The following is a 25,153-nucleotide window of genomic DNA, read 5'->3' as shown; positions in this document are numbered from 1 at the left end:
GCGGTATTGCGTCTTGCGCCTGGATGCGGGGCGTTGCCGGGAGGACAGCCGGGCCCCGCGCACTTCCAAATCTCCTCGCGGCATTCGCGCAAAAAGGTATTGATACCAAAGACTTGGCGGCGCGCATCAGAAACCCAATTTCGATCGATGGGAGCCCCACCTATGGGCGTGTGACGCACGTCACAGCGACCGCCGCTTGGGCGCGCGCGGAGATTGCTTCCGGAGGCGCTGAGGGCTCGTGGAGCGAGGCCTTGTCGAAGGCGGTCAGGATCTGATTGAAGCCGCCGGCAACGACGTCGCGCACCTCCGGATGGGTGAGGATGTAGAGATCATAGCTCTGGATCCCGGCGAGCACGCGCTCGGCCACGTAGGTCGGGTCCATCCCGGCATCAACGAGGGCCGCCATCCAGCGTTCGTTCGGTCGCAGAGTCGGCCTCGATAGATCTGGCGAACGTCCTTCGTTTCGATGAACCGAGGCTTGCGATACTTTCGGCGGTCGAACACGTCACCAAGAAGATCCCATCGACCGTGGAAGCGGCTGCGCTGTGCAAGATGGCGCTGGTGGCCGGCAGAGCGAACATCCTGCTCGTGCCCGACATCGAATCCGGAAACATGTTGGTCAAGCAGCTGACGTTCATGTCGGGAGCCGTTAGCGCGGCCATCGTGCTGGGAGCCCGCGTTCCGATCGTCTTGACGAGTAGTTCGGACAAGCTGCGCGCCCGGTGATCTGCCGGCTCCTCAGCCGCTAAAGATCACGCGGCGGAAGCGGTACAGGGCAACGCCAAAAAAGACGCTGCCGATAGCGGTTGTGGCAACGATCTCGGGCCAGACGATCGAAGCATCCGCACCGCGGTAAAGCACGTCCTGCGCGAAAATCACGAAATGCGGGGTCGGGCTGATCACCAACATGATATTTTTCAACCACACCGGCATGCTTTCCAATGGCGTCGTTGAGCCCGACAACAGCATCATGACCAACAACACCGGAATCGACAGGAGGCCGAACTGGGCCATCGTGGAAGCGATGGTCCCGAGCGCAATGCCCAGCGCTGCGACCGTGAAGACATAAAAGCACGAGCCTGCCAGAAACAGCAGGGTCGATCCTGCAGTCGGCACCTGCAGCCACCACTGCACCACCAGGACCAGCGATAAGCCGGCCGAGACCACGATGATGACGCCATTGGCAAGGATCTTCGACAGCATGATCTCAACCGGGACAACAGGCATGACGAGGAGGTGCTCGACGGTACCCTGCTCGCGCTCGCGAATGAGCGCAGCGCCGGTGAGCATGACCGTAATCATGGTCAAGTTGCTAATGATCTGCATCACCGCGGTGAACCAGCTCGACTTCAGATTCGGATTGAACTTTGCGTGGATCAGCACCTTGACCGGCATGCCTATCCCTGGCTCGCGTCCTGTAACGAACTGCATCACGTAGTTGTTAACGACGTTCTGGATGTAAGTCATGCCATTGAACGCCTGGGCGGCGGCCGTGGCATCGACATCGATCTGAACAGTAGCCTCCCGCCCGGCGAGAATATCCTCCTGAAACTTGGCAGGAATCTCGATGACGTAAAGGACACGCTGCGCGTTCATCGCGGGATCCAGCTCTGGGGCTGTGAGCTGTATCACCCGCTTGAACGTGGGCGGCGTGAGACCATCGGCGATACGGCGCGACAAATCGGACTGGTCTTCATCGACGATCCCTACCGAGAGGTTAGTTGCTTCCGTCGAGGCGCCGGTGGCCGCGGCGTAGATCGCGATGCTAAAGGAATAGACGACCAGCAGGATCATGATCGGGTCGGAGCGGAAACTGCGCAGCTCCTTGACCGTAAGACGGTAGATGTTGGCCGCGTGCAGCCGCAGCTTGCCGAACCAACCCTCGCCCCGCTTCTTGGTCTCGGCAGGCGTCGTTGCCTGTTGCCGTGAATCGGCCGCCGGGCCCGCTACCGACATCTTAGGTCTCCTGCTTCTGAAGGAAGATATGAGCCGCAGTGAAGTAAACGAGAAAGAAAACGAAGAGGACGAGGGCATTGAGCCCGAGATCGGAAAAGTTCAGTCCTTTGGTGAAGGTGCCGACGCTGATCGGCTGAAACCAAGCCGCTGGAAATGCCAGACCGATTATCCTTCCCGAGCCGGTCAATGAAGAGACTGGCACGAGCAGACCTGAAAAGTTGATCACCGGAATGAGTGCAATAACCGTGGTCGCAAAGACTGCCGCAACCTGGGTCTTGGTGAAGGTCGAGATGACCTGCCCGAAGCCGCAGGTCGAGAACACGTAAAGCAAGGCTCCCAGCACCAGCGCTCCGAAGGATCCCTTGACAGGCACGTGGAAGACAAAGAACGCCATCAGCAACATGAGGACAAACGCCAGCATGCCGACAACCACATAGGGAAACAGCTTGCCCAGGAGGAACTCAAATTTGGTGATCGGCGTGGACCGGAAATTGGAGATCGAGCCGGTTTCCTTCTCGCGTACGACGCCGATCGTCGCCATGATGGCCGGGATCAGGACCAGGATGATGACGACCACGCTCGGAACCATCGAATAAACGCTTTTGAAAGCCTGGTTGTAGCGGAATCGGTTTTCGATCTTGACGTTTCCGAGATAGACGCTGGATGGCGGATTCGGCCCGTACCGCTCTGTGATGGTGTCCTGCACGTAACGCATGGTCAGGCCAGTGACGTAGCCCTTCGCGGTCTCGCCCCGGAACGGCATGGCGCCGTCGATCCAGAAGGCGACCTCCGGCGAATGCCGACTCGCGACGTCACGTCCGAAGCCGGCTGGAATTTCAACCGTCAAGGCCAGCTCGCCGCTGCGCATGCGTCGCTCGAGCTCTTCGACGGAGCTGACCGGAGGCTGTTCGGAGAAATAGTGCGAGCCCGAGAAGCTTTCGAGCAGCCTGCGGCTTTCCGGCGTCCGGTCCTGGTCGAAGGCTGCATATTTCAGGTTTTCGACATCGAATGTGATGCCATAACCCATGGCAAACATCAGAACGACAGGTCCGACGAACGCGAACGCCAGCCGGATCGAATCGCGCATGAGTTCCATGGCTTCACGCCTCGCATAGGCCCAAAGCCGTCCGGGATCAAACAGCTTGGACGATTGCGGCACCGCGGGTCGGGCCGCGGCCGCTGGCAGTTGCGGCTCGGCTTTCTCGGCAGGCGCTGCAGCAGGCTCGGGCTGCTCGGACTTCTTGTCCTTTCCGCCAGCTTCCTCCAGATAGGAGATGAACGCATCCTCGAGAGAGACGCTGCCTCGTTGCTTGACGAGCTCCTTGGGCGCGCCAACCGCGAGCACCCGACCCTGATGCATCAGGGAAATGCGGTCGCAGCGCTCCGCTTCGTTCATGAAGTGCGTCGAGAGGAAAATGGTGACGCCGTCGTTGCGCGACAAATCGATCAAGGTGCGCCAGAAAGCATCTCTGGCGACCGGATCGACCCCCGACGTTGGCTCGTCGAGAATCAGCATGAGCGGCCGGTGCAGCACGGCAACGGCAAGCTGCAGCCGCTGCTTGACTCCAAGAGGCAGGCTTTCCGGCTTGGCGCCGACCACGTCCTTCAGATCATATTTGTCCAGCAGCTCGCCGATCCTGGCATCGATCTCGTTCGCTGGCAGATGGTAGAGGTGGGCGTGCAGTTCCAGATTCTGCCTCACGGTCAACTCGCTGTAGAGCGAGAAGGCCTGCGACATGTAGCCGACGTTCTGTCGCGCTTCCATGTCATCGGCCGCCATCGGTTTCCCGAACAGCTTGGCTGAACCTTCCGTCACGGGCAGAAGTCCCGTCATCATTTTCATGGTGGTGGTTTTTCCGCAGCCGTTTGAGCCGAGGAATCCGAAGATCTCGCCACGCCCGATGCTGACGCTCACATGATCCACGGCGACGAAGTCGCCGAACCGGCGCGTAAGCCCTTGGGTCTCGATTGCCGCCGTTTTGTCGTCGGTCTCGGTGCGCGGCGGTACGATGACCTCCTGATGTTGGCCACGCTTTTCCGGAGGGAGCAGGGCAATGAAGGCTTCGTCGAGGCTGCTCTTGCCTGCCTTGGCGAGGATCTCCTTCGGAGCACCCTGGGCGATGACCTTGCCGTCATTCATGGCAGCGAGCCAGTCGAATCGACTGGCTTCGTCCATGTAGGCGGTTGCGACGATCACGCTCATCTGCGGACGGCGGGCGCGGATCGAATCGATCAGCTCCCAGAATTGCCGTCTCGAGAGCGGATCGACGCCGGTGGTCGGTTCGTCGAGAACGAGGAGATCGGGATCGTGCATCAGGGAGCAGCAGAGGCTCACTTTCTGCTTCATGCCGCCTGAGAGCTTGCCGCAGGGTCGATCGCCGAAGGGGTCGAGGCCGGTGGCCTTGAGCAACTCGTCAATGCGCATGCGGCGCTCGGAGGCGCCCTGGCCGAACAGGCGGCCGAAGAAATCGATGTTGTCGAAGACGCTGAGCGTCGGGTAGAGGTTGCGGCCGAGCCCCTGCGGCATGTAGGCAATGCGCGCGTAACTCTCCCGGCGATGTTGCTCGTCCGCCATGTCGCCGTCGAGCACCGTGACCTTGCCGGTTTGTATCTTTCGCACTCCGGAAATGAGGGCGAGCAAAGTGGATTTGCCGACGCCGTCGGGCCCGATCAGCCCGGCCATGCAATTGGCGGGAATATCGAGCGTGAGATCATCGACCGCCTGCAGCTTGCCGTAGCGGTGCACGACGTGCTCGACTCGAGCGACAAAGGTTCCGGTCATTGCGGGAGCTTTACCTCAAGCTCTTTGGGCCACGCGGTTCTCGGGTCCGTACGCACGAAGGCGAGACCGCGGACGCCTGTTTTTACGAACTTGTGATACTGATCCAGTACCTTCGGATCACCTTGGAGTTTGACGCGAAACATCAGCTTCTCACGCTCCTCCGTCGTTTCCACGCTCTTCGGCGTGAACTGTGCCTCGGTCGCCACGAAGCTGATCGTGTTGGGCAAGACGTATTGCGGCACCGGATCGAGAATGGTCCTGGCCTCATCGCCGATCTTGAGTCGGCCGGCCTGTTCGGCAGGTAAATAGATCGTCATGTAGACGTCTCTGAGATCGAGAATCGTCAGAATGCGCTGCCCCGAGGACACCACTTCCCCGGCTCGAGCAAGTCGATACTGCACGCGTCCGCTCCTCGGCGAGACCAGCGCAAGATCGACAATGATTGATTGAAGCCGTTCGACCTCGGCTTCGGCCGACTTGATCGACGCTTCGGTCTCGTCGCGCTGAGCGTTGGCCGCAACGAAGGCGGCGTCGGCCGCTTCGAACCTGTTGCGCCGCTGGTCGACAACCTGCTGCGCGATATTCCCATTTTGCAGCAGCGTCTTTCCGCGCTCATAGTCGGTCCTCGCGAACGTCAAGTCGCTATTGCGCTGCGCGATCAGAGCGAGAGATTCCGCATAGGCTTGCTTTGCTTTCAGCACCTGGGCCTGCGCCGATCGCAGTTGGGCTTCCGTTTCCGGTGACGAGATGGTGGCGACAACCTGGCCGGCGGTGACCTCATCGCCCTCGTCGACGGATAATGTCGCGAGGCGACCGCCATATTTGGCGGCCACGTCCACCTGGGTGGCCTCGATACGACCATTCGTCTTCACGATGCCCTCGGGCATGTCGCGACCGCGCAGGTGATTGATCAGCGTTTCTACCGCTTTCTTGGCGTCGGCAACGGGGTTCGTCGGCTTCTCCTGGGCGTTGGCGCTGCCGATCGCGAGGGCGGCGGAAATCCCAAGCACGGCCATGAGCATGACCAAAAACGTCTGAAGCAACTTCAGTTCGCGCTGAAGTAAAGTATGTGCGGACACGATACTTCTCCTGTAACCCAATGAACCGTTTTACCAATTGCGATCGAGAATGCTCCGGGCCCGCAACGTCTGGTTCAGGTCCGGATCAACAGAATGATGACAGAAAACAGCACCGGCATGTTGATCCCAATCAAAGTGGCGCGAATCGGCACACACCGCACTATCCGTACCCCGACGAGAAAAGCCTGTCGGCTGTCGATTTTCGCGAGCAACCTCAATCTCGCAAGATGCGGATTGATCTCGATCAACGGATCGCCAGCGAAGCGGAGATAAACATTTAAGAGCCCCGTCGGCGAGTAGACCACACCGAGAGTTTAAGCCATGACAGATCTGAGCTCACTTCAAGCGCTGAGGCCGCCCCGCGTCTTAGAGAACGCCTTAAGCCAGATAGGACAGGCGGCGCCAACGGCTCTTCATGAAATCGGCGCGCATGCGCGTGCTTGGGAAAAGTCGATTCCATCCAATGCCGTTGCCGACTATGCGCGCGACTTTTGGCAGAGATCCATTCTTTTCCTGGACATCCTGCGCGAGCGGGGCAACCAGCATGAGGACATGATGGCCCATGGCGCCACTTCTGTCCTGATTTACGACAGCGAACTGGTGATGCGGGGCGACGAGCTTCCTCATCCGGTCAACTACTCCTTGCTGCGCATCATTCCGCCGGCGGGCGTCGAGATCGATGACCGCAAACGCCCGGTCTATGTCGTCGACCCGCGCGCTGGACAGGGTCCCGGCATCGGGGGATTCAAACAGCTGAGCGAGATTGGGGACGCATTCAAGGCCGGACATCCGGTTTACTTCGCCGGCTTCTCCGCCGCGCCCGTCGAGGGCCAGCGGATCGAAGACGTGGCTCGCGCCCATACCATCTTCCTGAAGAAGGTGGCAGACCTGCATCCCGGCGCACTTGGCAAGCCGTTCGTGTTCGGTAATTGTCAAGCGGGCTGGCATGCGATGTTGGCCGCCTGCATGCGCCCCGATCTGGTCGGTCCGATCGTCGTGGCGGGTACTCCGCTGTCCTATTGGGGCGGCGTGCACGGCAAAAATGCCATGCGCTATCTCGGCGGCTGGTATGGCGGAAGCTGGCTCGATCGCATGATGAGCGACATGGGAAACGGCATCTTCGACGCCGCATGGCTGGTCGCGAATTTCGACAATCTCAATCCGGCGAATACGTTCTGGACCAAACAATACAACATCTGGGCCAACCCCGAGCAGGAGAGAAGCCGCTATCTGGAGTTCGAGAAGTGGTGGGGTGATTTCGTCGTCTTGCGCGGAGAAGAGATGCAATGGATGGTCGACAATTTGTTCATCGGCAACAAGCTCTCGACGGGTCAGATCGTGACCAGCGAGGGAATTCGCCTCGACCTGCGCGAGATCAAGGCGCCGATCGTTTGCTTCTGTTCGCACGGTGATAATATTACGCCGCCGCAGCAGGCGCTCGACTGGATTCTGGACAACTATCGAAGTGTCGACGAGATCCGGGACTGCGGACAGCGGATCTTCTATACGATCGATGCCACCGCCGGCCATTTGGCGATCTTCGTAGGCACCAAGATTGCGGCAAAGGATCATGCTCAATTCGTCAACAACATGGAGCTTATCGATGCGATGCCGCCGGGGCTCTACGAGATCGTAATCACGGAGAAGTCCGCAGGCGAGGGAGAGGCTGCCGATTACGATCTGGCTATCGAAGAGCGTGGGCTCGACGACATCCGCGCGCTGGGCTGCAATACGGTGGAGGACGAGCGCGAGTTCGCTGCGGCCGCGCGCATCTCCGAGCTGAACAATGCGCTCTATCAGACCTTCGCGCAACCGTGGGTCAAGATGGTGAGCGGTCCGCAGGTGGCGCGCGCCGTGATTGAGCTGAACCCGTTGCGGGTCGGCTATTCTTTCTTCTCGGACAAGAACTTCATGATGCGGCTCGTTGCGCCGATAGCCGAGCAAGTCAAGGTGGAGCGCAGCCCCGCCTCGGCGGACAATCCGCTGTTTACCGTGCAGCGGCAGTTTTCGTCAGCAATGGTACAGGCTCTGAACTTGCTGCGTGATGTGCGTGATGAGCATGTCGAGCGCAGCTTCCACGCCATCTATGGTTCGCCTCTGGTTCAGGCAACGTGCGGCATTTCGCAAAACGACGGACCACCGCGCCCTCGACCAGGATTATCGCCTTCCGTCCTGATGGCTGCCGAACGGGAGCGGTCGCGGCTCAGGGGAAAGATTGGCGATGGGACCACGATGGATGCAGCCGCTCGTGTGCTGGTCTACGTCGGAAAGGCCCAGCGTCGCATCGAAAAGAGTACATTCGATGCCCTTCGCAAGCTGCTTCTGGCGTATCCGGATGTCACGGAAACCGAGTTCAAGGCCGCCGTGCGCGAGCAGTGGGCGATCCTGGCCGTGGATGAGCCGGCCGCGATCGCGGCGTTGCCGCGGCTGCTGCCGCCGGGGGCCGATGCGCGCCGGGAGTTCTCGGCCCTGGTCCAGAAGGCACTGCCGGTGATGGGAGAACTCAACGTGGAGGGTCGACGGCGCCTCGGTAAAGTTCTGGAGCTGTTAGGTGCGGAAGACGAGGTCGGACGGGAGGTGGCCGCGGAATGAGCGGCTCGATCGATCGCACCGGAGTCGGGGCGGTGGAAAGGATGCCATGACTCCGGCCTACATCTCGGCGCTTTCAGCGCTTTTCGGCTCACTGATCGGTGCGTTTGCTTCGTTGGCAACGACCTGGCTGACCCAGCATCACCAGGATGAGACCAGGCGACGGGCCCAGCAGAACGCCCGCCGCGAGCGCGTCTTCGTCGAATTCATCGACCTGTCCTCCAAAGCCTTCGTGGACGCATTGCAGCAAACTTCCATCGGCGATGCCAAGCACGTCATGCCTCTTTACGCGACCATGGGAAAGCTGCGGCTGTTTGCGTCCATTCGGACGATTGAAGCCGCCGAGCGGGTGATGGACCGGATAATCGCGACCTACTACTCGCCCGGACTTGATACCAAGACGAGGCCCGAATTCGACCGCAAATCCGACGTGCTCCGCGAATTTGCGGAATGCTGTCGAGCCGAGCTGCGGCCTTGAGCGGCGGGGGACCGGAATCGGAGGAACCATTCGCCCTGTAGACCGCAGTGATCATATGGTCCTCACTGCGTCGAGGGATGTGGACGATCACGAGGCTGCCGTGATCGGGTTTGTTGCGCGCCCCAAATCAAGGGTCGGGCGCGCCAACGGCGACTGAATCGGGCAAATACGTAATAGCTGCGGGCAGTCCGACCAGCTCTGCTGTGTCGCCGTCGTTTCGCAGGGCCAAGAACCTGCACGGTGGGAGCCGAGCGTCGATTTGTCCGAACTTAGACCTATGATAATGGGACAGAACGAAATCGAAGGGCAAGATCTCGTCTAGCGAGATCGCAGGGCAGGGCGTCCCATGAGCGTCTCCCAACTCACGAAGCGCGTTCGGCGCGAGCTAACCTATTTGGACTACCCCGCTCGGGAGTGGACCGTCCCGCGATTCAAGGACGGCGCGCCAGTTCTCGACGTGCTGATTGTCGGCGGCGGACAGAGCGGCTTGGGAATTGCCTTCGGCTTGAGGCTTGAGCGTATAACAAACTTCAGGATCATTGATCGTCGCCGGCGTGGTTTTGAAGGCCCCTGGCGACGTTTCGCTCGGATGAAACAGCTGCGCACGCCGAAAGAGGTGACTGGCATGGATTTCGGCATTCCAAGTCTAACGGTGCGGGCTTGGTACGAGGAAAAATTTGGGAGGCAAGCATGGGGGCGGATAGATACGCTCCATCAGGAAGTATGGCGATCCTATCTGGATTGGTACCGCGACGTCTTGGCTCTGCCGGTCGAAAACGAGGTAGAGTTGATGCTGATTGAGCCCGTGGATGATATCTTCCTTGTCCATCTCCGTCATACTGACCGGATCGAGCGGGTGCATGCAAGAAAGATCGTTCTAGCAACGGGCTTTGAGGGGAGCGGCAGCTGGCGGGCTCCTAAGTCACTTGTTGCTCATTTGTCGGCAGATCTTTATGCGCATTCAGCCGATGATATCGATTTTCGTAAGCTTGCGGGAAAGCGCATCGGCATTCTCGGTGCCGGTGCGTCGGCCTTCGACAACGCAGCCCTCGCGCTTGAGGCCGGTGCCGCCCAAGTAGATCTATGCTTCCGCCGTTCGGAGATGCCTCGCGTCAATCCACTCACCTGGATGAACTTTTCTGGTATGTTGGGCCACTTCGGCGAACTGGAGGACTTGGATCGTTGGCGATTTATGCGCCACATTCTCGAGGAACTCCCAGTCCCGCCCACACAGGATTCCTACTGGCGATGTCGCAGGTTTGAGAATTTTGCCTGGCACTCCGACTGCGGATGGAGTGTCGTCGACGAAGCAGGCGGTATCGCAAGAGCCCGAAGTGGAGATCGCAGCTTTGATTTCGATTTCATTATTTTTGCGACTGGTGTCGAGACGGATCTCTCGGCACGTCCGGAGCTCGCCCTCTTTTGTGAAGAGATTGCTCTTTGGCGCGACCGCTTCAAGCCTCCACCCGGCGAGGAAAGCGAGTCGCTCGCGCGCTATCCTTATTTGGGCAAGGCCTTTGAATTCGTGGAGCGACGCCCCGGCGCAGCTCCGTTCCTGCGCGGATTGCACAACTTTACCTTCGGAGCCATGCTAAGCCATGGTATTTCGGGAGCCGCCATCACCGGTATAAAGTACGGAGTGCGGCGGCTCGTAAACTGTATCGCGCGGGAATTGTTCTGCGAAGGGGCGGCTGCATATTACCGAGATCTGCTATCATACCAGACGCCTGAACTGCGCACCCTTGACAGTGCATTTGTTTGGTTGAGCCAGCTTGGCCGTGATGCTCTTATTGCCGACAGCCTCGCCAATCAGCTCGATCAACACCGGATTGCAACGCTCGGTGGCTCATTGCCGCGATCAATGTCCCAGCATGACTCGGCGTCGGCGACGTCCAGTCGGCTAGCGCGCACGAAACGCACCCTGCGGCCGTCGCAGCTCAAGAAGAAAAAGCGGCGGTGAGCTTTACGATCTTAATACCAATTTGCAGCGCTGCCGTGTCCAGTCCGCTCCGCGGACAGGAAGAAATGCAGTTTGACTATAGGCGGGTGATAGCGGACAATATCATATTTCCTTGCACGTAGTGAGCCCCGCCTGACGACCACGCCATCGGGAGGTAGGTAATGGCCTTCATCGCATTTACGAAGGTGATCGATTTTACCACATTGACGGATGAACAGCGAAAAAAGCTCAAGAGCATTCTCGGGAATCGCGAGAAGCAGCTCAAGAAGGCAATAAGGGATGTCGAGACCGCCCTTAGTAAGCTCGAACGTAGTAAGCCGCGAAAGCGAAAGACCGCGAAGGGCAGGCGTTGACGCTGTCCAGGTTTGCGCGACGCGCGAATGTTGCGGCGTTGGCTAGCAGTTGCGGTGGACTGGCTCCCCCTCCAATCCCGAAACTGAGCTCAACTCCTCAACCAGGGTTCTGGCGTCTTCCAGATCTGGCGTATCCCGACCTTCGGTGAACCACGTGTATACTGGGCTGATCAGGGACCTGGCCTCGAAGTATCTTCCTTCGTTGATCCAGTGCCGCGCGAGACAAATGGAGGCACGCAACTCCCACCAGCGGGCTTGCTGTTGCCGCGCAATCGCCACGGATCGCTGCAACTCGGCCTCTGCCTGGTCCCTCCTGCCGAGTCCTAGATTGATGGTGCCCCGGAGACGGTACAGCTCAGCCTCAAAGAACCTCTCACCTGTTGCTTGGGCGAGCTGAACGCCTTCGTCCAGCAGGCGAAGTCCGACTTCCGGCTCTCCGACCTTGGCATGGGCAAGAGCGAGTTGGCCCAAGTAGAGAGTGCGGCGGCCACGTTCGGAATTGCGGTAAGTTGCTGCCAAGGCGCTGCGCATCAGGTCGATCCCGGCTTGAAGGTCTCCTGCTTGGGCTAATAGCGCCCCGCGGAAGAAACGTGCTCTTCGTTCGATCGCCGCGAATTCATGCTCAACGCTAAGTGATATCGCCTCGTCGGCGTGCGCCAAGGCACGCTGTGCGTCGCCCCCGATTATTCCCAATATGACTATATTTCCCAGAGCCAGGGCGGTCGTGAAGCTTTGTTGCCTCGTTCGAGCAAGAGTTTCAGTCTGCTCGACCATCGCCGCAGACTGCTCAGGATAGCCAAGCACCAATAGAGTCGAGGAGAGCCACGCTAGGCTGTTCACCGCGTCATCGACTCCGAAGCGGCGATAGGTCGATAACGTTGTTGGATTGGTTGAACACAACGAGAGGGCTCGCTCCAAGTGGTTGCGCGAGTCGGCGAACGCGCCTGTGCAATGCAGCGTCTGTCCAATGAAGCGTGTGGCTAGGACGGAGACGCCAGGATGATCATACTCTGCGGCCAACGCAAGGCAGTGGCGGGCGTCCTCGAGGGCCGTGCTGTACTCGGCGCGAATGCTGTGGGCGAGGTAGTTGCCCCACAGGATCGTCATTCGCTCTTCTAGAGTGGCACTTTCGCCAAGTAACGCGCGAGCCCGCGAGAAGACCCGCGACGTCTCAGGCGCGGCGTCGCCCTCAGTCGCAGCGACTGCAGGCCCAAGAGCCAGATAGAAATCAAGTTCCTTGCGATCGCGTTGTGGCGAGCTCCGCAGCTGTTGGATCAACTCCAGCCCTTGCGCCAGATGCTTTACCGCCTCCGCGTTGGAGGACCGGCCGAGCGCACGCTTTCCGGCCTTGAGCCAATAATCCGTGGCCTGTTCAAACAGGCCAGCTTCAGTGAAATGGTGTGCAAGGATTTCAGGGGCGTTCACGGCGGCTATTTGGAAGTCTTGCTCGATGACGTGCGCTATCTGAGCATGGAGCTGCCGCCGCCGTCTTTTCAGCAAACTTTGATAAGCTGCGTCTCGCACCAATGCGTGCTTGAACGTGTACACCGCATCCGGCAAGTCACCTTGGCGGAAAATGAGCCCTGCCTGCTCGAGTTCAGAGAGGGACTGCTGCAAACGTGTTTCCTCACGAGCGACCACAGCTCGTATCAAGCAGTAGGAAAAATCACGACCGATGGTGGCGCCGATTTGGGCGATCTCTTTCACTGAGTGCAGGCGGTCGAGCCGAGCCATGAGCGAATCGTGAAGGGTTTCTGGGATCGCGAAAGGCGGTAACGGACTCCCGAGTTGGTAGCGGTCTTGATCTTCAACCAGAATGCCTGCTTCGAGAACAGCCTTTGTGAGCTCCTCTACAAAAAGCGGATTGCCGTCCGTCTTTGTTATGATCTGTTTCATCACGTCGGTCGGAAGCGCGCGGCCATTGGCCACCTGAGTGGCCACATCTTTAACGTCTTCGGGGTTGAGCCTTCCTAATGTCAAGCTTCTGACATTTGAAAGACCCGTCCAAGGAGGCTCAAACTCTGGTCGAAAGGTTACCAGCACAAGCATAGGCAGCAGACGGGCTCGCTCTACGATGAGGTCGAGCAGTTCGAGCGTAGTGTCGTCGGCCCAGTGGACATCCTCAATGAGCAAGAGGATCGGCTGTTTGCGCGAACGGATCTCGAAGTGATCGAGCAGCGCGGCAAGGGTGCGTCGACGTTGTTGTGCGGGACTTAGCTGCAGTGCCGGATAACGGCCTTCGAATGGGATCGAAAGCAACGCGGCAAATAGTGGTGCGACGGTTTCAACATCTGGTCCTCGCAAAGCGAGCAGCGATTCCAGCTTATCAAGCCGCTTCTCGGCTGTATCCTCCGCCTTAAGCCCTGCGCTCCTCTCCAACTGCTCGACCACCGGATGAAGTGCACTGTTGGCGTGATAAGGAGAACATTGATAACGAAATTGCAGGTGCGTTTGATGCTTGCCGGCACGTTCGGTTAGAGCCGTCGCAAGCCGCGATTTGCCTATACCCGGCTCGCCGGAGATGAGGACGATCTGGCCTTCGCCGGCCCAAGCCAAATCCCGACGTTCCAACAAGAACTCCAACTCAGAATCTCGGCCAATGAGATAGCTGAGCTCTGCCGGACGCACCGCCTCAAAGCGGCTCTTGGACGCCAAGAGGCCCTGAACGACCCACGCCCTTACGGGCGCGCTGATGCCCTTGAGCTGGTGGGCGCCCAAATCGCGAAGATCAAAGATGACCTTAAGAAGACGGCGCGTCGAGTCCGCGACGACCACCGTATTCGGCTCGACCAAGGCTTGCACGCGAGCCGCGACATTAGGAGCTCCTCCAACCACGGAATGCTCCCGAAGTTTGCCCTCGCCGCCGAGGTCGCCGACGACCACCATTCCGGTGGCGATGCCGATGCGCACGGCAAGCGGTTCTCCTGCGCGCGTTTCAAGCCGGGCGACAGCAGCAATGATATCTAGTGCCGCCCTGACCGTGCGTTCGGGATCGTCCTCGTGTGCAATGGGATAGCCGAAATACGCAAGGATGCCGTCCCCACGAAAGTCCGCGAGAAAGCCGTCATAGGAGCGCGTTATACGAGCACAAGCGGCGTGATAGGCATCGATGACAGCGCCCATATCTTCCGGGTCAAGCCGCGCCGCCAAGGCGGTCGAATCGACCAAGTCGCAGATCATCACCGTGAGATGGCGGCGTTCGGCGTACGGCGCAACTGCAGCGCTCCCGACCGGGGAGGCAGTGCTGGGCGGTAGGGCACTTAGTCCGCTCATGAGGCGCTTCCGGTCGCCGAGCGGGATACCGATCTTTTCGAAGTCGAGTTCCGTTAATTGTGGCAGCACATCGCAATCTATGGCGTTCGCGATGAACAAGGACTCATACCGTCCCAGTCCCAACCCTCTCAGCCAAGTCCTGATTTCCATGGCAGGACCCTTGTGCGCAGCAGAAGATTCAGCATCTCAGCGCCTGATGTTTGTTCGGGACAACCCAATCCTGTTTCATTCATAGACTGCTTCAAGTGACCGTAGTGCGCCCACGGTAGCATGCTCTCGGCGCTGGATATGTGAACAGCGTCGCAATCCGATCAAAATACCAGCGAAACCCGGCAAGTGCCTTTTACGCAAGGAACTGGCGCCGTCGGCTTCAGCTCTATCGTCGCTGTGAAGACGGGTAGCTAGATTGGCCCCAAAGCAGCCTTACCAGCGGAGCCCCGTTGAAGGGGATCAACTTCGCCAACTCCTCGGTTTACCCGCCAAACCAGGTGCACAAGGTAGCCCATTTGGGGACGAGCAGATAGCGGAAAGGAGTGATCCGCGGCTCTCCGTCATACGTTCTAAATGCGAGAAGCCGCTTGTCGAGCAACTATGGTCGCTGCTATCCGAGTTTTAACTGTGCCAATCCCGGCCAAGGCCCGTGTGCCTCGCGGGGGTGTCGCGCGGCTGTCGACCGGTGTGAGCAAAGGGCCAAAGGCGAAGGTGAACTGGGCTGATTTGATCGGACGCGTCGCCTCTTCTGGTGACAGAGAGGCATTCAAGCGCCTCTTCGAGCATTTCGCGCCTCGCATCAAGGGATTGATGTTGAAGGCCGGGTGCAGTTCCGACGAGGCCGATGAGATCGCTCAAAGCACCCTGATCGCCGTGTGGCGGAAGGCAAGCCAGTTCGATCCGTCGACGGTCGGGGCCGCGGCCTGGATATTCACGATCGCGCGTAACCTGCGGATCGATATGTTCCGCAGCAAGGCGCGGGCAGACCGCGTGCGGGGTGGGACCGAGCTGCCGGATACGCCGGATCTCGCCGAACCGGTCGATGTTGTCATTTCACGCGTTCAAGACGCCGCTCGGATCACGTCAGCCATCGAGAAGCTGTCGGCCCAGCAATCCAGGGTCGTGACGCTTTCGTTCATCGAGGAAAGGCCGCATCCGGAAATCGCAAGCCTGCTGGGCATTCCACTCGGAACAGTGAAGTCGCGGATCAGACTGGCGATGAACCGCCTGAGAGAGCTATTGGACGAAGAAGCATGACCATCATCCATCATCATCCGCCGGAAGATCTTCTGGCCGACTTTGCCGCCGGCAGGTTGGAAGAGGCCCATCATCTGGTCGTGGGGGTGCATGTGGCAGAATGCGCCCGGTGCGCCCGGTTCGTGCGCGCGATAGAGCAGCTCGCGGCCTTGGCACTCGAGGATGTCGAGCCGGTGCCGATGGCAACGGATGCGTTCGAGCGCGTGTTGGCCCGGATCGACGTTGCGCCTCGACCGAGAGCTGCGCCGTCCTCAACCACCACGTTCGGGATGGTGCGAGATGTTCCATCGGCGCTGCGAGGCTACCGGGTCGGCAAATCCAGGCGCGTTGCGCCAGGTCTCAGCATGCAGCCGATCGAGCTTTCCGGCTCGGGCAAGGCGCGGGCCTTCTTGCTACGGTCGGCGCCGGGCACGCGCATGCTGGAACACACTCACACCGGCACCGAGTTGACCCTCGTGCTCGAAGGCAGCTTCAGCCACGAAGGCGGTCGTTTCGGCCCCGGCGATTTCGACTATGGTGATGACGAGGTCGATCATCGTCCGATCGTTGGCGACGAAGGCCCATGTCTCTGCCTGGTTGCGATGACCGGTGATCTGCGTATGAACGGTCTGCTTGGCCGGCTGATCGGGCCCTTCGTGCGGCTTTAATCCACTCCACTGCCTCTCCGCCCGGTGATCCGAACGTGAGCCCGGAGCGTTTCAATGCCAAACGCAAGGGAGACGGGACATGGGCTGCTCACGTCCGGCAAAACAGGGACAGAGCGACGGATTGCCCGAACTGCTCGCGCGGGTGTCACGCGGCGACGCACGAGCTTTTTCGACGCTGCACACGCTGACACGAGGCAGGTTGCGCAGGACGGCGCTCGCCGTTGGAGCACCGTCTCACGATATCGAAGACATCCTGCAAGAGACCTATCTGAAGATCTGGCGCAACGCCTGCCGGTTCGAGGTCCATCGCGCTCCAGCGATGGCATGGATGTCTGCGATCGTCCGCAATACCGCAATCGATCATCTGCGGGTCAAAAGACTGGCGACTGACGAATTCGACGAGGCGCTATCGATTGCGGCAAGCGAAGACCCGATCGACGACCTCGATTATGCCTGCGCCGAACCCATTGCTTTTAGCGCATTGGCGCGGTTGCCGGAAGATCGCCGCAAGCTGGTGGCGCTCGCCTATCTCGAGGGCGAGAGCCGAGCGAGTCTGTCCCGACGCTTTGGCGTGCCCGTAGGAACGATAAAGACCTGGCTGCACCGGGCTCTCCTGACCGTGCGCAAGGACTGCCTGGCCGCATCTGGCACGACCTGAACGCGAGGGAGCACCGGCCTTGACCGCCGATATCGTGGAATTTCCCATGCGCAGGCACGAGGATCGCCTGGTGCTTGCGGTCATCAGGCTCGAAGAGATCGTGCGAGAGGTCGAACGTATTGCGGTCGCGCAGCCTGCGGATGGTCTGCATTGCCTCCTGGCTGTAATGGAGCGCCTGGGAGACGGGCTGGTCGACTCATCATCGCTGTTGCTGGACGACGATGCAAACGGCCGAATTCAGTCCGCATTCACGTCATTGTCCATCAAGATCGCGGAAACCAGAGAAGCATTGGTTGAGCTTGGTAAACGCACGCATCCCTGACTCGATCCGCGACGCGCCCGTCGGCGAGGGTATCTGCAATCCCGCTGCAATGCTAGTTGAGCAGAAGCAACGAGATATTCAGCGACATCGCAAACACGACCCAGCCGGCATACGGCAGGAAAAGCGCCGCCGCCAGCCGGTCTGCGGTCCACTGCCGCCAGACGAATGCGGCGATTGCGATGAATAGAGCTACGATCACGCCGAGTGCAACGTCCATGCGATGAAGCGAAAAGAAAATGGGCGACCAGGCGAAGTTGAGGACCATCTGAACGGTCCACAACTTCATCGCGGCGCCGTTCGGTTCCGCCTCGAAGGTGCGATATCCAGCTGCGGCAATGAGGAGGAATAGAACAGTCCAAACCGGAGCGAAGACCGCATCCGGCGGATTGAAGGACGGCTTGTTCAGGCCGGTATACCAAGCCCCGGGCCGGTTTAGCACGCCGATCAGAAAACCCGCGGCGGGAACGAGACAGAGGAACGCGCCGCCGCGATACCATTTCCAGCTCTTGCGGCGTTGGTCCATCGGCAGTTCGGTTCCAACGCGCATGATCAGGGAGCCATTCGTTGAGCGACGAGAAAGCCGGTCCAGGCGCTCACACCGGCGAGAAACGATCCCCAGCAGATGTCCGCCACGGACAACCCGGTAGACCAGTTTCGGAGCGTTGCTTGATTGGTCAGATCGTAGGTCGAATAGGTGAAGCATCCGAGCAGCGCACCCGAGGCAAATGCGCGCAACGCAGCGCCTTCCTGCTGCGCAGGTAGCACCGCGAACCAGATCAACCCGGCGGGATATGCCAGATAGAACAGCGCGGCGGCGGCTAAATTGGGCTCGGACCGCAACATATCGCCCAACACCGGTCGATAGAGCCTTTCCGCCATGCTCTTGAGCCAGATCATGTCGAGCCCAACGAAGGTCACCGCGACACTGAGATACGTGAAGACGATGTTCATGTGCGCTTTCCCTTCCGCCTGTGTCCAGCGTTAAGACCTGGACGGAAGATTAACGAGCCGAGAGCCGCATCGGATCACATCCGCATGCTCATGCGCGTTTGCGCCCGCTACGTAGGGCCAAATCGCGGCGCGTAGGGGCGCCCGATCATTGCAGCGGCTGTTTGGGCGGCCACGGAAAGAATGCGTTGGTTCTCGCCTGATACTCTCGATACCGTTCGCCACGCGATCGCAGCATCTGCTCCTCGAGCGGGGGTATGCCAGTCACCTTCACGAGTATCCAGTACATGATGGCTGGCGCCGCGAGGCTGGCCCAGCCCCACAGGTATTGCGGCGACAGCGCGATGATTGGATAGGCCAACCATGCGAGCCATTCGAAGAAGTAATTCGGGTGGCGCGACCAGTGCCACATTCCCGTATCGCAAACGAGGCTGTGCTTGGAGTGCGAGAGCGTGAAGCGCCGCAATTGCTCGTCAGCGATCGCCTCGCCGGTGACCGCCGCAAGCATGAAGACCGCGCCGGCATAGTCCTGCAGTCTCAGGCCGGGGTCCGGAGCGTGTGCGGCGAGAAAGATCGAAAACGGCAGCGGGATCGACGCCAACCCCTGCGACTGCAGGAAAAAGAACATCCGGCGGGGAGCGTCGCAGCCCCATTCGCGTGCATAGTTCGCATAACGCGGATCGTCGACACCTGCGGCGGCGCGACGCGCAATGTGTGTTCCAAGTCTTGCCGACCAGCAAAGCACCAGCCCCGCCACGAGAGCCCGGCGAGCCGACGAACCGTCTTCGAGAGGCCATAGGGCCGCGACAGAGCCAACGAACCCGACCGAATAGCACCAGATTGCGTCAACCCAGCCGGAATTGCCGGTGCGCTGTTGAACCACCCAAGCGAGCGCCATCAACGCGGAAAGAGCCAGCGCAATGCCGGCCATTGCCTGCAGATTCAGGAAAAGCATCCATTCACCGGAGCTGTTTTCATCGGTACGGCCGCCGTATGCGCCGGTTTCAGTATGCCAAGCTCGGATGCGCGAGGTGATCCAGGCTGCGTTGGCGAGCGTTCCTATGTGCTGCCCGCAAAAGGAATGCGAATCGGTGGCATCCGAGCCTGGCGGAATGGCTTTGACCTCGGAATTGGACATTTCTCGTGGCCGGTGGCCGGCAGTATCGCAATGGGGGCAGTTGAAAGATGCGCTTAGCAGTGATCGGGACGGGGATTGCGGGCAATGCTGCGGCCTGGCTCCTGTCGAAGCGCTACGCCGTGACTGTGTACGAGCGCGAGCTGCGGCCTGGTGGGCACAGTCATACCGTTCGGATCGACTATGATGGCGAAGCCATTGACGTTGACGTCGGCTTCATCGTGTTCAATGAGCTGAACTACCCCGAACTATCATCCCTATTCACGCATCTGGGGGTGAAGACCGTCGAGACGTGCATGAGCTTTGCGATGTCGGCCGATCACGGCCGCTTTGAATGGCGTGGGGGCGGCGAAGGCGTTGTGCAAACTGCCTGCGGTCTGTTCGCTCAACCGAGCAATCTGGCGTCGCCGTCATACCTTCGAATGCTGGCCGACATCCTGCGATTCAACAAGGAGAGCGTGGCCGACTTGCGCGCCGGCCGGCTCGACAAGATGACGCTCGGCGAATATCTGCAAAGGGGGTCATTTGGGGTTCGTCTGTTCCATAGTTATCTCGGACCGATGGGGGCAGCCATCTGGTCGTCCTCGGCGGCGGATATTCTGTCCTTTCCGGCGGAGAACTTCGTTACTTTTTTCGACAATCACAGGCTCCTGCACCTGGATCGCCCGCGCTGGCGCACCGTCGAAGGCGGCAGCCGGCGCTATGTCGACCAGCTCGCCGCTAAGTTCAAGGACCATATTCGGCTAGGCTGCGCAGTCACCTCCGTAACCCGAACGGAACACGGCGTGACCATTCGCGACAGCCGTGGCGGGATGGAGAGCTACGATGCCGTTGTGATGGCCTGCCACAGCGACCAGGCTCTGGCGGCGCTGTTGGACGCCGACGCGCAGGAGAAGTCCATTCTAGGCGCCATCCGCTACAGTCCGAATGCTGTCTATCTGCATCGCGATCGCAGTCTGATGCCCAAGCGCCGTCAAGCATGGGCGTCGTGGAACTTTCTGCAATGGCGGCGACAAACACCGGTCGAGAACGACGCGGCCGTGACCTATTGGATGAACCGGCTGCAGGGCATCGACGAGCGCAAGCCTCTATTTGTCAGCCTCAACCCGCCGCGCGAGCCAGCCCCCAACCAGACATTTGCAAAATTTAATTTCGCTCACCCCCTCTACGATATGGCCGCATTCGCAGCCCAGCGGCGGCTTCCTGCGATTCAAGGTCGTCGCCGAACATGGTTCTGTGGTGCGTGGACGGGCTACGGCTTCCATGAAGACGGTCTGAGGTCCGGCATTCAAGTCGCGGAGGCCATGGGCTGTGCGCCGCCTTGGCGTCAGTCCACCTCATTGCCGGCGCAAGCAGCCGAGTAGTTGCGATGTTCGGATCGAGGCTGCCCAGAGGGAATGAGCCGGTCGCGCCGGTCGTGCTCTATCGGGGAAAGGTGATGCATGCGCGATGGCGGCCGGTGCAGCACAGATTCTCATACGAGGTGATGAGCCTTCTCATCGACTTGGACCGACTAGACGATGCAGATCGACAGTCGCGCTTGTTCGGAGTCAATCGAGCAGCAATCTTCAGCTTCCACGAGCGCGACCATGGAAACCGTGCGGGGGCAAAACTGGGCCAATACGCGCGGAAATTGGCGGTCGAGCGCGGCATCGACCTGTCGGGTGGCCGGGTTCTTCTTCTGTGTTATCCGCGGCTCCTGGGCTACGTGTTCAACCCCCTCTCGATTTACTTCTGCTATAGCGCCTCCGGCGAGCTCGTGCTGTTGATCTATGAGGTGCGAAACACCTTCGGAGAGATGCATTCCTACGTCCTGCCGGTGCTAGAGGCGGCCCGTGAGCGGGTGATCCGGCAAACCCAGGCTAAGGAGTTCTACGTCTCGCCTTTCATGGAGATGAGGACGCATTACCGCTTCAGCATCTCTCCGCCGGCGCGTCATGTGCGGGTCAGAATCCAGCAGAGGAACGAACAGGGTGCGATGTTTGCGGCCGCCTTTGTCGGACGACGGCGCCGGCTGACCGGCCCTCGACTTGTTGCGGCATTCTTTAGTCTGCCCTTTGTCACCCTTAAGGTGATGACCGCCATCCATTGGGAGGCGCTACGGCTTTGGATCAAAGGCGTTCCCTATGTGGCCCGGATGAAACAGGGCGGAATTTAGATCATGGACGTCATAGCCGATCACCAGACCGCGCGATTCGACGATGTGCCGTTCCTCGCCCGGCTCGCGCTGCGGCTTGCATCGCGACTCAGGTTCGGCAGCGTGCACGTGCGCCTTCCGGACCACAGGACCACGGTCTTGCGAGGGGTGGAATCAGGCCCGTCGGCCACGATTCAGCTCAACAATTATAGGTTCGCCCGCAGTCTGATCATGGGCGGCGACATCGGCATGGCTGAAGCCTATGTCAGGGGCGACTGGACGACGCCCGATCTCACGCAGCTTCTCTACGTGTTCTGTCTCAACGACGACCTCGTCGACAGCGCCTTTACCGGGAACATGCTGATCCGGCTCTGCCGCCGGATGCTTCACGGGCTACGCCGCAACACGCGAGGAGGGTCACGGCAAAATATCCATGCGCATTATGATCTCGGCAATGAGTTCTTCGCGGCATGGCTGGATCGAAGCATGACCTACTCGTCGGCTCTGTTCTCATCCGGGACCGCCGACCTTGCCGCTGCGCAACGGAACAAATACGAGCAACTAGCGAAGGACATCGATTTGCAGCAGGGCCAGACCGTCCTCGAGATCGGATGCGGTTGGGGAGGCTTCGCCGAATTTGCCGCGAAAACGTGCGGCGTCAGCATATTGGCACTTACCATCAGCAAAGAGCAGCACGAATTCGCGCGCCGGCGGATTCACGAAGCCGGGCTCGCCGAAATGGTCGAAGTCCGGCTGCAGGATTATCGCGATCAAACAGGTCAATTCGATCGCATTGCCTCGATTGAAATGTTCGAAGCCGTTGGCGAGCAGTTCTGGCCCGCATACTTTGATCAGCTGCATCAAAGGCTCAAGCCGGGCGGGCTGGCGGGTATCCAGACCATCACCGTCCAGGACGAACTCTTCGACAGCTACCGGCGCCGAGTGGACTTCATACAGCGGTACATTTTTCCCGGCGGCATGCTGCCTTCGGCCGCTATCCTGCGCTCGCTCGGCGAGCGTTTCGAGATTCCCATGATGCGTGAGCGCGTCTTTGGACAAGATTATGCAAAGACTATCGCAATCTGGCGAGCAAATTTCGGTCAGGCGTGGGCTGACCTGACCTCGCTTGGGTTTGACGAGCAATTCCGGCGACTTTGGGAATATTATTTGGCTTACTGTGAGGCGGGGTTTAAGGCCGGAAAGATCGACGTCCGCCAAGTGGTCTTTGCGCGTCGAGGTTAGAACCTCATGGGCGGGTTGATAGCTGTTCTTGGCGATAGTCTTGGTTCACTTTGCAGGGCAGTCTTTAGCGCTGGCGGATCATCACTCGAAGGAGAGATAGGTTGAATTTGTTTGCGCTTCTGGCGCAGCACTTCTCGCTCTTCTCTGAAGCGCAGTTTCCAGCTCATCGCGGTAAGCAGATCCGACGACTTGGATTTGTGCTGAGACCTGCTTACGCTCGCGGGAATAGCGCGCTGTCGTGAGCGTCGAAAGAACCTATGTGCACAACAAGGATCGTCGCGGTTTGGTTCGACCGTAGCGGACTCGCTCCGGAATAACCGAGTACATGTCTTTCCTTCGCCAGAGGGCGAAGCCGCGCAGGTACGTCGACTGGACTGCCGCAATTCGCGCCGCGAGGTCAGCGAGCGTTGTGCGATAGGCTCGTGTGTCATGTTGCAACCAACAGAATGCCGCCGTTCAAACGGCGGCATTCGCCCGCCGTGCGTTTACTTCAGCTTGTGATCCTCCACCGAAAAAATGGACAGGGTTAAGCTGCTTTTAGCTCCATCTCGATCGGGCTGATAAAGCCGATGGCGGAGTGACGGCGAACTCGATTGTAGAAGCCCTCGATATAGGCAAAGAGATCCCGTGTGGCTTCTGCCCGCGTTTCATAGTGCCGGTGGTGAACGAGCTCCGTCTTGAGCGTGTGAAAGAAGCTCTCCATCGGGGCATTGTCATAGCAGTCGCCCTTGCGGCTCATCGAGGCTCTGAGGCCGGTGGCTTGCATCAGCTTGCGATAATCCGCCGAGGCATATTGAACGCCGCGATCGGAATGGTGGATCAGGCCGGCATTTGGCCGCTGCGCCGCGATTGCCATCCGCAACGCCGCCAGAGGCAGCTCGGCGCGCAAATGATCCGCCATCGCCCAGCCGACGATCTTGCGGCTGTAGAGGTCCATGACCGTGGCCAGATAGAGCCAGCCCTGATCAGTCTGGACATAGGTGATGTCGGCGAGCCAGATGCGGTTCGGCGCGGCGGCGACGAAGTTGCGCTCGAGCAAGTTCGCCGCGATCGGGAAATCGTGACGGCTGTCGGTGGTGCGCACCCGTCGCGGCCTCGCCATGATGGCTCTGATACCGTGACGACGCATCAACCGCTCGATGCGACCACGGCTCGCTCCACGGCCTTGGGCTCTCAGCTCGGCATGGATGCGCGGGCTGCCGTAGCGGCCGTTTGTGTCGCGATGAACCCGCTTGATGTCGTCGACGAGCTCACGGTTGGCAATGGCCTGCTGGCTCTCAGGGCGCGCTCGCCAGGCGTAATATCCAGCAGGCGAGACGCCAAGCACGTCGCACATGATCGTCACTGGATAGTCGGCGCGGCGATCTTCGATGAAGCGAAATCTCATTTCTGAACTCCAGCAAAGATCGCAATGGACTTTTTTAAAATATCGCGCTCCATGCGCAGCCGGTCGTTCTCGCGCTGCAGACGAGCGATCTCCGCCGCGTGGTCCGCCGACGGCAGCGTCGCCTGCGTTGCGGGGCGCCGCGCCGCCGCCGTCGGCTCCAGCCGGGCCCCTCGCTGCTCCACCCACCGCCGTAGCACGGAATCACGCAAGCCAAGTTCCTTGGCAACCGAGCCGATCGAGCGACCGCTAGACGCTACGAGATCAACCGCTTGCCGCTTGTAGTCATCGGTAAACGAGCGACGTTGACGTCCTTCCATCCGACACCTCCTGGCTCTTCGAGCCTACTACGGGTGTCCATCAATTCGGAGGAGGTTCACTTGTATGTACCGGCTTGGCTCAAAGGCACTGAGATAGATTGCATTGCGCCTATCAAGGTTAACTATCGATCCAGCTTCGTTCATGTCCCGCTCAATACTATGCTGAGGAAAACTCCTTGGTAGGGTGGCCTCACACCATGGACACGCTCGAAACGATTGGGGTCATAGCCGTCTCTTTCGCCCCGTTTCTGGTCTCGCTTGGAGCGGTTCTCTCCGTGGGAGGGCCCCGCAAATGGCCATTCTTCTCATACGCGTGTTCGTTTGTAGCTGGCTTGGTGGCCGGAAAGGGTTACGGTTTTCTGCTGTGGTCCATTTGCTGGATCCTTGCGTGGGGATTTGCCGTGATTGCCCTGAAGAGGCGTGGGGTTCACTTGATCCGAACCTCTTCACCGGAAGATGGAGCTTCGCCACAGGATTGTGAAGCAGCTCCCGGTCCCGAACAAGGATCGCATCAGCTAGAGAAGGATGCCGGGCCCTCAGCGCAGCGCTAGTCCATTGGACGGCGTCTGGTGGCCGGGGGCATAACCGGATGCGCCAGGTCCAGCGCGATGAGATTTGAGGTGGACCCCGGATTTTGGACCG

21 protein-coding genes and 1 pseudogene are annotated in these 25,153 nt (G+C 59.8%); 12 read left to right on the top strand and 10 right to left on the bottom strand.

The genetic code is table 11. The features are described from left to right. Positions 1 to 160: 160 nt before the first annotated feature. The gene (locus ACNJYB_RS20340) at positions 161 to 406 is read right to left on the bottom strand and encodes a hypothetical protein (RefSeq protein WP_439368067.1); all 246 of its coding nucleotides are present in this window, start codon (positions 404 to 406) and stop codon (positions 161 to 163) included. Positions 407 to 414: 8 nt separating this feature from the next. Here ACNJYB_RS20340 and ACNJYB_RS20335 point away from each other — a divergent pair. After that, positions 415 to 726: pseudogene (locus ACNJYB_RS20335) on the top strand (phosphate acyltransferase); the annotation flags it as partial. Positions 727 to 738: 12 nt separating this feature from the next. Here the strand turns inward: ACNJYB_RS20335 and ACNJYB_RS20330 are convergent. The 4 genes from ACNJYB_RS20330 to ACNJYB_RS20315 form a co-directional block, all read right to left on the bottom strand. Continuing rightward, complete coding sequence (locus ACNJYB_RS20330) at positions 739 to 1,956, bottom strand: ABC transporter permease (protein WP_439368066.1); 1,218 nt, start codon at positions 1,954 to 1,956, stop codon at positions 739 to 741. 1 nt (position 1,957) lies between these two features. Further along, on the bottom strand, positions 1,958 to 4,738 hold the full coding sequence (gene rbbA, locus ACNJYB_RS20325; protein ID WP_439368065.1) for a ribosome-associated ATPase/putative transporter RbbA: 2,781 nt from the start codon (positions 4,736 to 4,738) through the stop codon (positions 1,958 to 1,960). Next, the gene (locus ACNJYB_RS20320; RefSeq protein ID WP_439375604.1) at positions 4,735 to 5,760 is read right to left on the bottom strand and encodes an HlyD family secretion protein; all 1,026 of its coding nucleotides are present in this window, start codon (positions 5,758 to 5,760) and stop codon (positions 4,735 to 4,737) included. Before ACNJYB_RS20320 ends, rbbA begins: the two co-directional genes overlap by 4 nt. A 131-nt stretch (positions 5,761 to 5,891) precedes the next feature. Further along, on the bottom strand, positions 5,892 to 6,065 hold the full coding sequence (locus ACNJYB_RS20315) for a hypothetical protein (protein ID WP_439368064.1): 174 nt from the start codon (positions 6,063 to 6,065) through the stop codon (positions 5,892 to 5,894). A 73-nt stretch (positions 6,066 to 6,138) separates the two neighbouring features. On the opposite strand from ACNJYB_RS20315, the gene ACNJYB_RS20310 reads away from it, so the two are divergent. The 4 genes from ACNJYB_RS20310 to ACNJYB_RS20295 all read left to right on the top strand — a co-directional run bounded on the left by ACNJYB_RS20310 (position 6,139) and on the right by ACNJYB_RS20295 (position 11,197). Beyond that, positions 6,139 to 8,409 (top strand): DUF3141 domain-containing protein, encoded by a 2,271-nt coding sequence (locus ACNJYB_RS20310; protein WP_439368063.1) that lies wholly within the window; start codon positions 6,139 to 6,141, stop codon positions 8,407 to 8,409. A gap of 46 nt (positions 8,410 to 8,455) precedes the next feature. Further along, positions 8,456 to 8,884 carry a hypothetical protein gene (locus ACNJYB_RS20305; protein ID WP_439368061.1) on the top strand — a complete coding sequence of 143 codons (429 nt, stop codon included), beginning with the start codon at positions 8,456 to 8,458 and terminating at the stop codon, positions 8,882 to 8,884. Positions 8,885 to 9,230: 346 nt separating this feature from the next. Next, a complete protein-coding gene (locus tag ACNJYB_RS20300; protein ID WP_439368060.1) occupies positions 9,231 to 10,844 on the top strand; it encodes an NAD(P)-binding domain-containing protein in 1,614 nt (537 codons plus the stop codon). A gap of 161 nt (positions 10,845 to 11,005) precedes the next feature. After that, entirely contained in the window at positions 11,006 to 11,197 is a 192-nt protein-coding gene (locus ACNJYB_RS20295; protein ID WP_439368059.1) for a hypothetical protein, read from the top strand. Between the two features lie 42 nt (positions 11,198 to 11,239). On the opposite strand, the gene ACNJYB_RS20290 is transcribed toward ACNJYB_RS20295, so the two are convergent. Beyond that, complete coding sequence (locus ACNJYB_RS20290; protein ID WP_439368057.1) at positions 11,240 to 14,569, bottom strand: AAA family ATPase; 3,330 nt, start codon at positions 14,567 to 14,569, stop codon at positions 11,240 to 11,242. Between the two features lie 603 nt (positions 14,570 to 15,172). Between ACNJYB_RS20290 and ACNJYB_RS20285 the strand changes: the two genes are divergently transcribed. The 4 genes from ACNJYB_RS20285 (at position 15,173) to ACNJYB_RS20270 (ending at position 17,345) form a co-directional block, all read left to right on the top strand. Next, a complete protein-coding gene (locus ACNJYB_RS20285; protein WP_439375603.1) occupies positions 15,173 to 15,718 on the top strand; it encodes a sigma-70 family RNA polymerase sigma factor in 546 nt (181 codons plus the stop codon). Further along, complete coding sequence (locus tag ACNJYB_RS20280) at positions 15,715 to 16,365, top strand: ChrR family anti-sigma-E factor (protein WP_439368056.1); 651 nt, start codon at positions 15,715 to 15,717, stop codon at positions 16,363 to 16,365. The genes ACNJYB_RS20285 and ACNJYB_RS20280 overlap by 4 nt, the downstream gene beginning before the upstream one ends. 121 nt (positions 16,366 to 16,486) lie before the next feature. Further along, positions 16,487 to 17,023 carry an RNA polymerase sigma factor gene (locus tag ACNJYB_RS20275; protein WP_439368054.1) on the top strand — a complete coding sequence of 179 codons (537 nt, stop codon included), beginning with the start codon at positions 16,487 to 16,489 and terminating at the stop codon, positions 17,021 to 17,023. A 19-nt stretch (positions 17,024 to 17,042) separates the two neighbouring features. Beyond that, positions 17,043 to 17,345 carry a hypothetical protein gene (locus ACNJYB_RS20270; RefSeq protein ID WP_439368053.1) on the top strand — a complete coding sequence of 101 codons (303 nt, stop codon included), beginning with the start codon at positions 17,043 to 17,045 and terminating at the stop codon, positions 17,343 to 17,345. Positions 17,346 to 17,397: 52 nt separating this feature from the next. On the opposite strand, the gene ACNJYB_RS20265 is transcribed toward ACNJYB_RS20270, so the two are convergent. From ACNJYB_RS20265 to ACNJYB_RS20255, 3 genes are all read right to left on the bottom strand, one after another. Further along, positions 17,398 to 17,868 carry a TspO/MBR family protein gene (locus ACNJYB_RS20265; protein WP_439368052.1) on the bottom strand — a complete coding sequence of 157 codons (471 nt, stop codon included), beginning with the start codon at positions 17,866 to 17,868 and terminating at the stop codon, positions 17,398 to 17,400. A 26-nt stretch (positions 17,869 to 17,894) separates the two neighbouring features. Then, positions 17,895 to 18,296: a DUF2177 family protein gene (locus tag ACNJYB_RS20260; protein ID WP_439368051.1), complete on the bottom strand. Its 402-nt coding sequence runs from the start codon at positions 18,294 to 18,296 to the stop codon at positions 17,895 to 17,897. A 145-nt stretch (positions 18,297 to 18,441) separates the two neighbouring features. Further along, positions 18,442 to 19,248, bottom strand: a complete 807-nt coding sequence (locus ACNJYB_RS20255) for a DUF1295 domain-containing protein (protein ID WP_439375602.1) — start codon at positions 19,246 to 19,248, stop codon at positions 18,442 to 18,444. Positions 19,249 to 19,478: 230 nt separating this feature from the next. On the opposite strand from ACNJYB_RS20255, the gene ACNJYB_RS20250 reads away from it, so the two are divergent. Genes ACNJYB_RS20250 through ACNJYB_RS20240 form a run of 3 tightly spaced genes read left to right on the top strand, consistent with a single transcriptional unit; the run spans position 19,479 to position 22,807 of the window. Further along, positions 19,479 to 20,792, top strand: a complete 1,314-nt coding sequence (locus tag ACNJYB_RS20250; RefSeq protein ID WP_439368050.1) for an NAD(P)/FAD-dependent oxidoreductase — start codon at positions 19,479 to 19,481, stop codon at positions 20,790 to 20,792. A gap of 5 nt (positions 20,793 to 20,797) precedes the next feature. Then, positions 20,798 to 21,586 carry a DUF1365 domain-containing protein gene (locus tag ACNJYB_RS20245; protein WP_439368049.1) on the top strand — a complete coding sequence of 263 codons (789 nt, stop codon included), beginning with the start codon at positions 20,798 to 20,800 and terminating at the stop codon, positions 21,584 to 21,586. A gap of 3 nt (positions 21,587 to 21,589) precedes the next feature. Further along, positions 21,590 to 22,807 (top strand): class I SAM-dependent methyltransferase, encoded by a 1,218-nt coding sequence (locus ACNJYB_RS20240; protein ID WP_439368048.1) that lies wholly within the window; start codon positions 21,590 to 21,592, stop codon positions 22,805 to 22,807. A gap of 526 nt (positions 22,808 to 23,333) precedes the next feature. Here the strand turns inward: ACNJYB_RS20240 and ACNJYB_RS20235 are convergent. Next, a protein-coding gene (locus ACNJYB_RS20235; protein ID WP_439368046.1) for an IS3 family transposase occupies positions 23,334 to 24,511 on the bottom strand; the annotation gives its coding sequence in 2 pieces (ribosomal slippage) (positions 23,334 to 24,214 and positions 24,214 to 24,511; 1,179 coding nt in all). Positions 24,512 to 25,153: the final 642 nt, after the last annotated feature.

This window comes from Bradyrhizobium sp. SMVTL-02 (assembly GCF_051853005.1).
Classification (GTDB): Bacteria; Pseudomonadota; Alphaproteobacteria; order Rhizobiales; family Xanthobacteraceae; genus Bradyrhizobium.
The sequence above is the reverse complement of the archived record's forward strand: the minus strand, read 5'-3'. Positions and strand labels throughout refer to the sequence as shown.

Excerpts from the sequence above, each read along its gene's own strand:
- ACNJYB_RS20320 (WP_439375604.1), bottom strand. The coding sequence starts at position 5,760 with ATGCTCATGGCCGTGCTTGGGATTTCCGCCGCCCTCGCGATCGGCAGC.
- ACNJYB_RS20310 (WP_439368063.1), top strand. The coding sequence starts at position 6,139 with ATGACAGATCTGAGCTCACTTCAAGCGCTGAGGCCGCCCCGCGTCTTA.
- ACNJYB_RS20245 (WP_439368049.1), top strand. The coding sequence starts at position 20,798 with ATGTTCGGATCGAGGCTGCCCAGAGGGAATGAGCCGGTCGCGCCGGTC.
- rbbA (WP_439368065.1), bottom strand. The coding sequence starts at position 4,738 with ATGACCGGAACCTTTGTCGCTCGAGTCGAGCACGTCGTGCACCGCTAC.
- ACNJYB_RS20240 (WP_439368048.1), top strand. The coding sequence starts at position 21,590 with ATGGACGTCATAGCCGATCACCAGACCGCGCGATTCGACGATGTGCCG.
- ACNJYB_RS20280 (WP_439368056.1), top strand. The coding sequence starts at position 15,715 with ATGACCATCATCCATCATCATCCGCCGGAAGATCTTCTGGCCGACTTT.
- ACNJYB_RS20250 (WP_439368050.1), top strand. The coding sequence starts at position 19,479 with ATGCGCTTAGCAGTGATCGGGACGGGGATTGCGGGCAATGCTGCGGCC.
- ACNJYB_RS20305 (WP_439368061.1), top strand. The coding sequence starts at position 8,456 with ATGACTCCGGCCTACATCTCGGCGCTTTCAGCGCTTTTCGGCTCACTG.
- ACNJYB_RS20330 (WP_439368066.1), bottom strand. The coding sequence starts at position 1,956 with ATGTCGGTAGCGGGCCCGGCGGCCGATTCACGGCAACAGGCAACGACG.
- ACNJYB_RS20265 (WP_439368052.1), bottom strand. The coding sequence starts at position 17,868 with ATGGACCAACGCCGCAAGAGCTGGAAATGGTATCGCGGCGGCGCGTTC.
- ACNJYB_RS20300 (WP_439368060.1), top strand. The coding sequence starts at position 9,231 with ATGAGCGTCTCCCAACTCACGAAGCGCGTTCGGCGCGAGCTAACCTAT.
- ACNJYB_RS20295 (WP_439368059.1), top strand. The coding sequence starts at position 11,006 with ATGGCCTTCATCGCATTTACGAAGGTGATCGATTTTACCACATTGACG.
- ACNJYB_RS20340 (WP_439368067.1), bottom strand. The coding sequence starts at position 406 with ATGGCGGCCCTCGTTGATGCCGGGATGGACCCGACCTACGTGGCCGAG.
- ACNJYB_RS20260 (WP_439368051.1), bottom strand. The coding sequence starts at position 18,296 with ATGAACATCGTCTTCACGTATCTCAGTGTCGCGGTGACCTTCGTTGGG.
- ACNJYB_RS20255 (WP_439375602.1), bottom strand. The coding sequence starts at position 19,248 with ATGCTTTTCCTGAATCTGCAGGCAATGGCCGGCATTGCGCTGGCTCTT.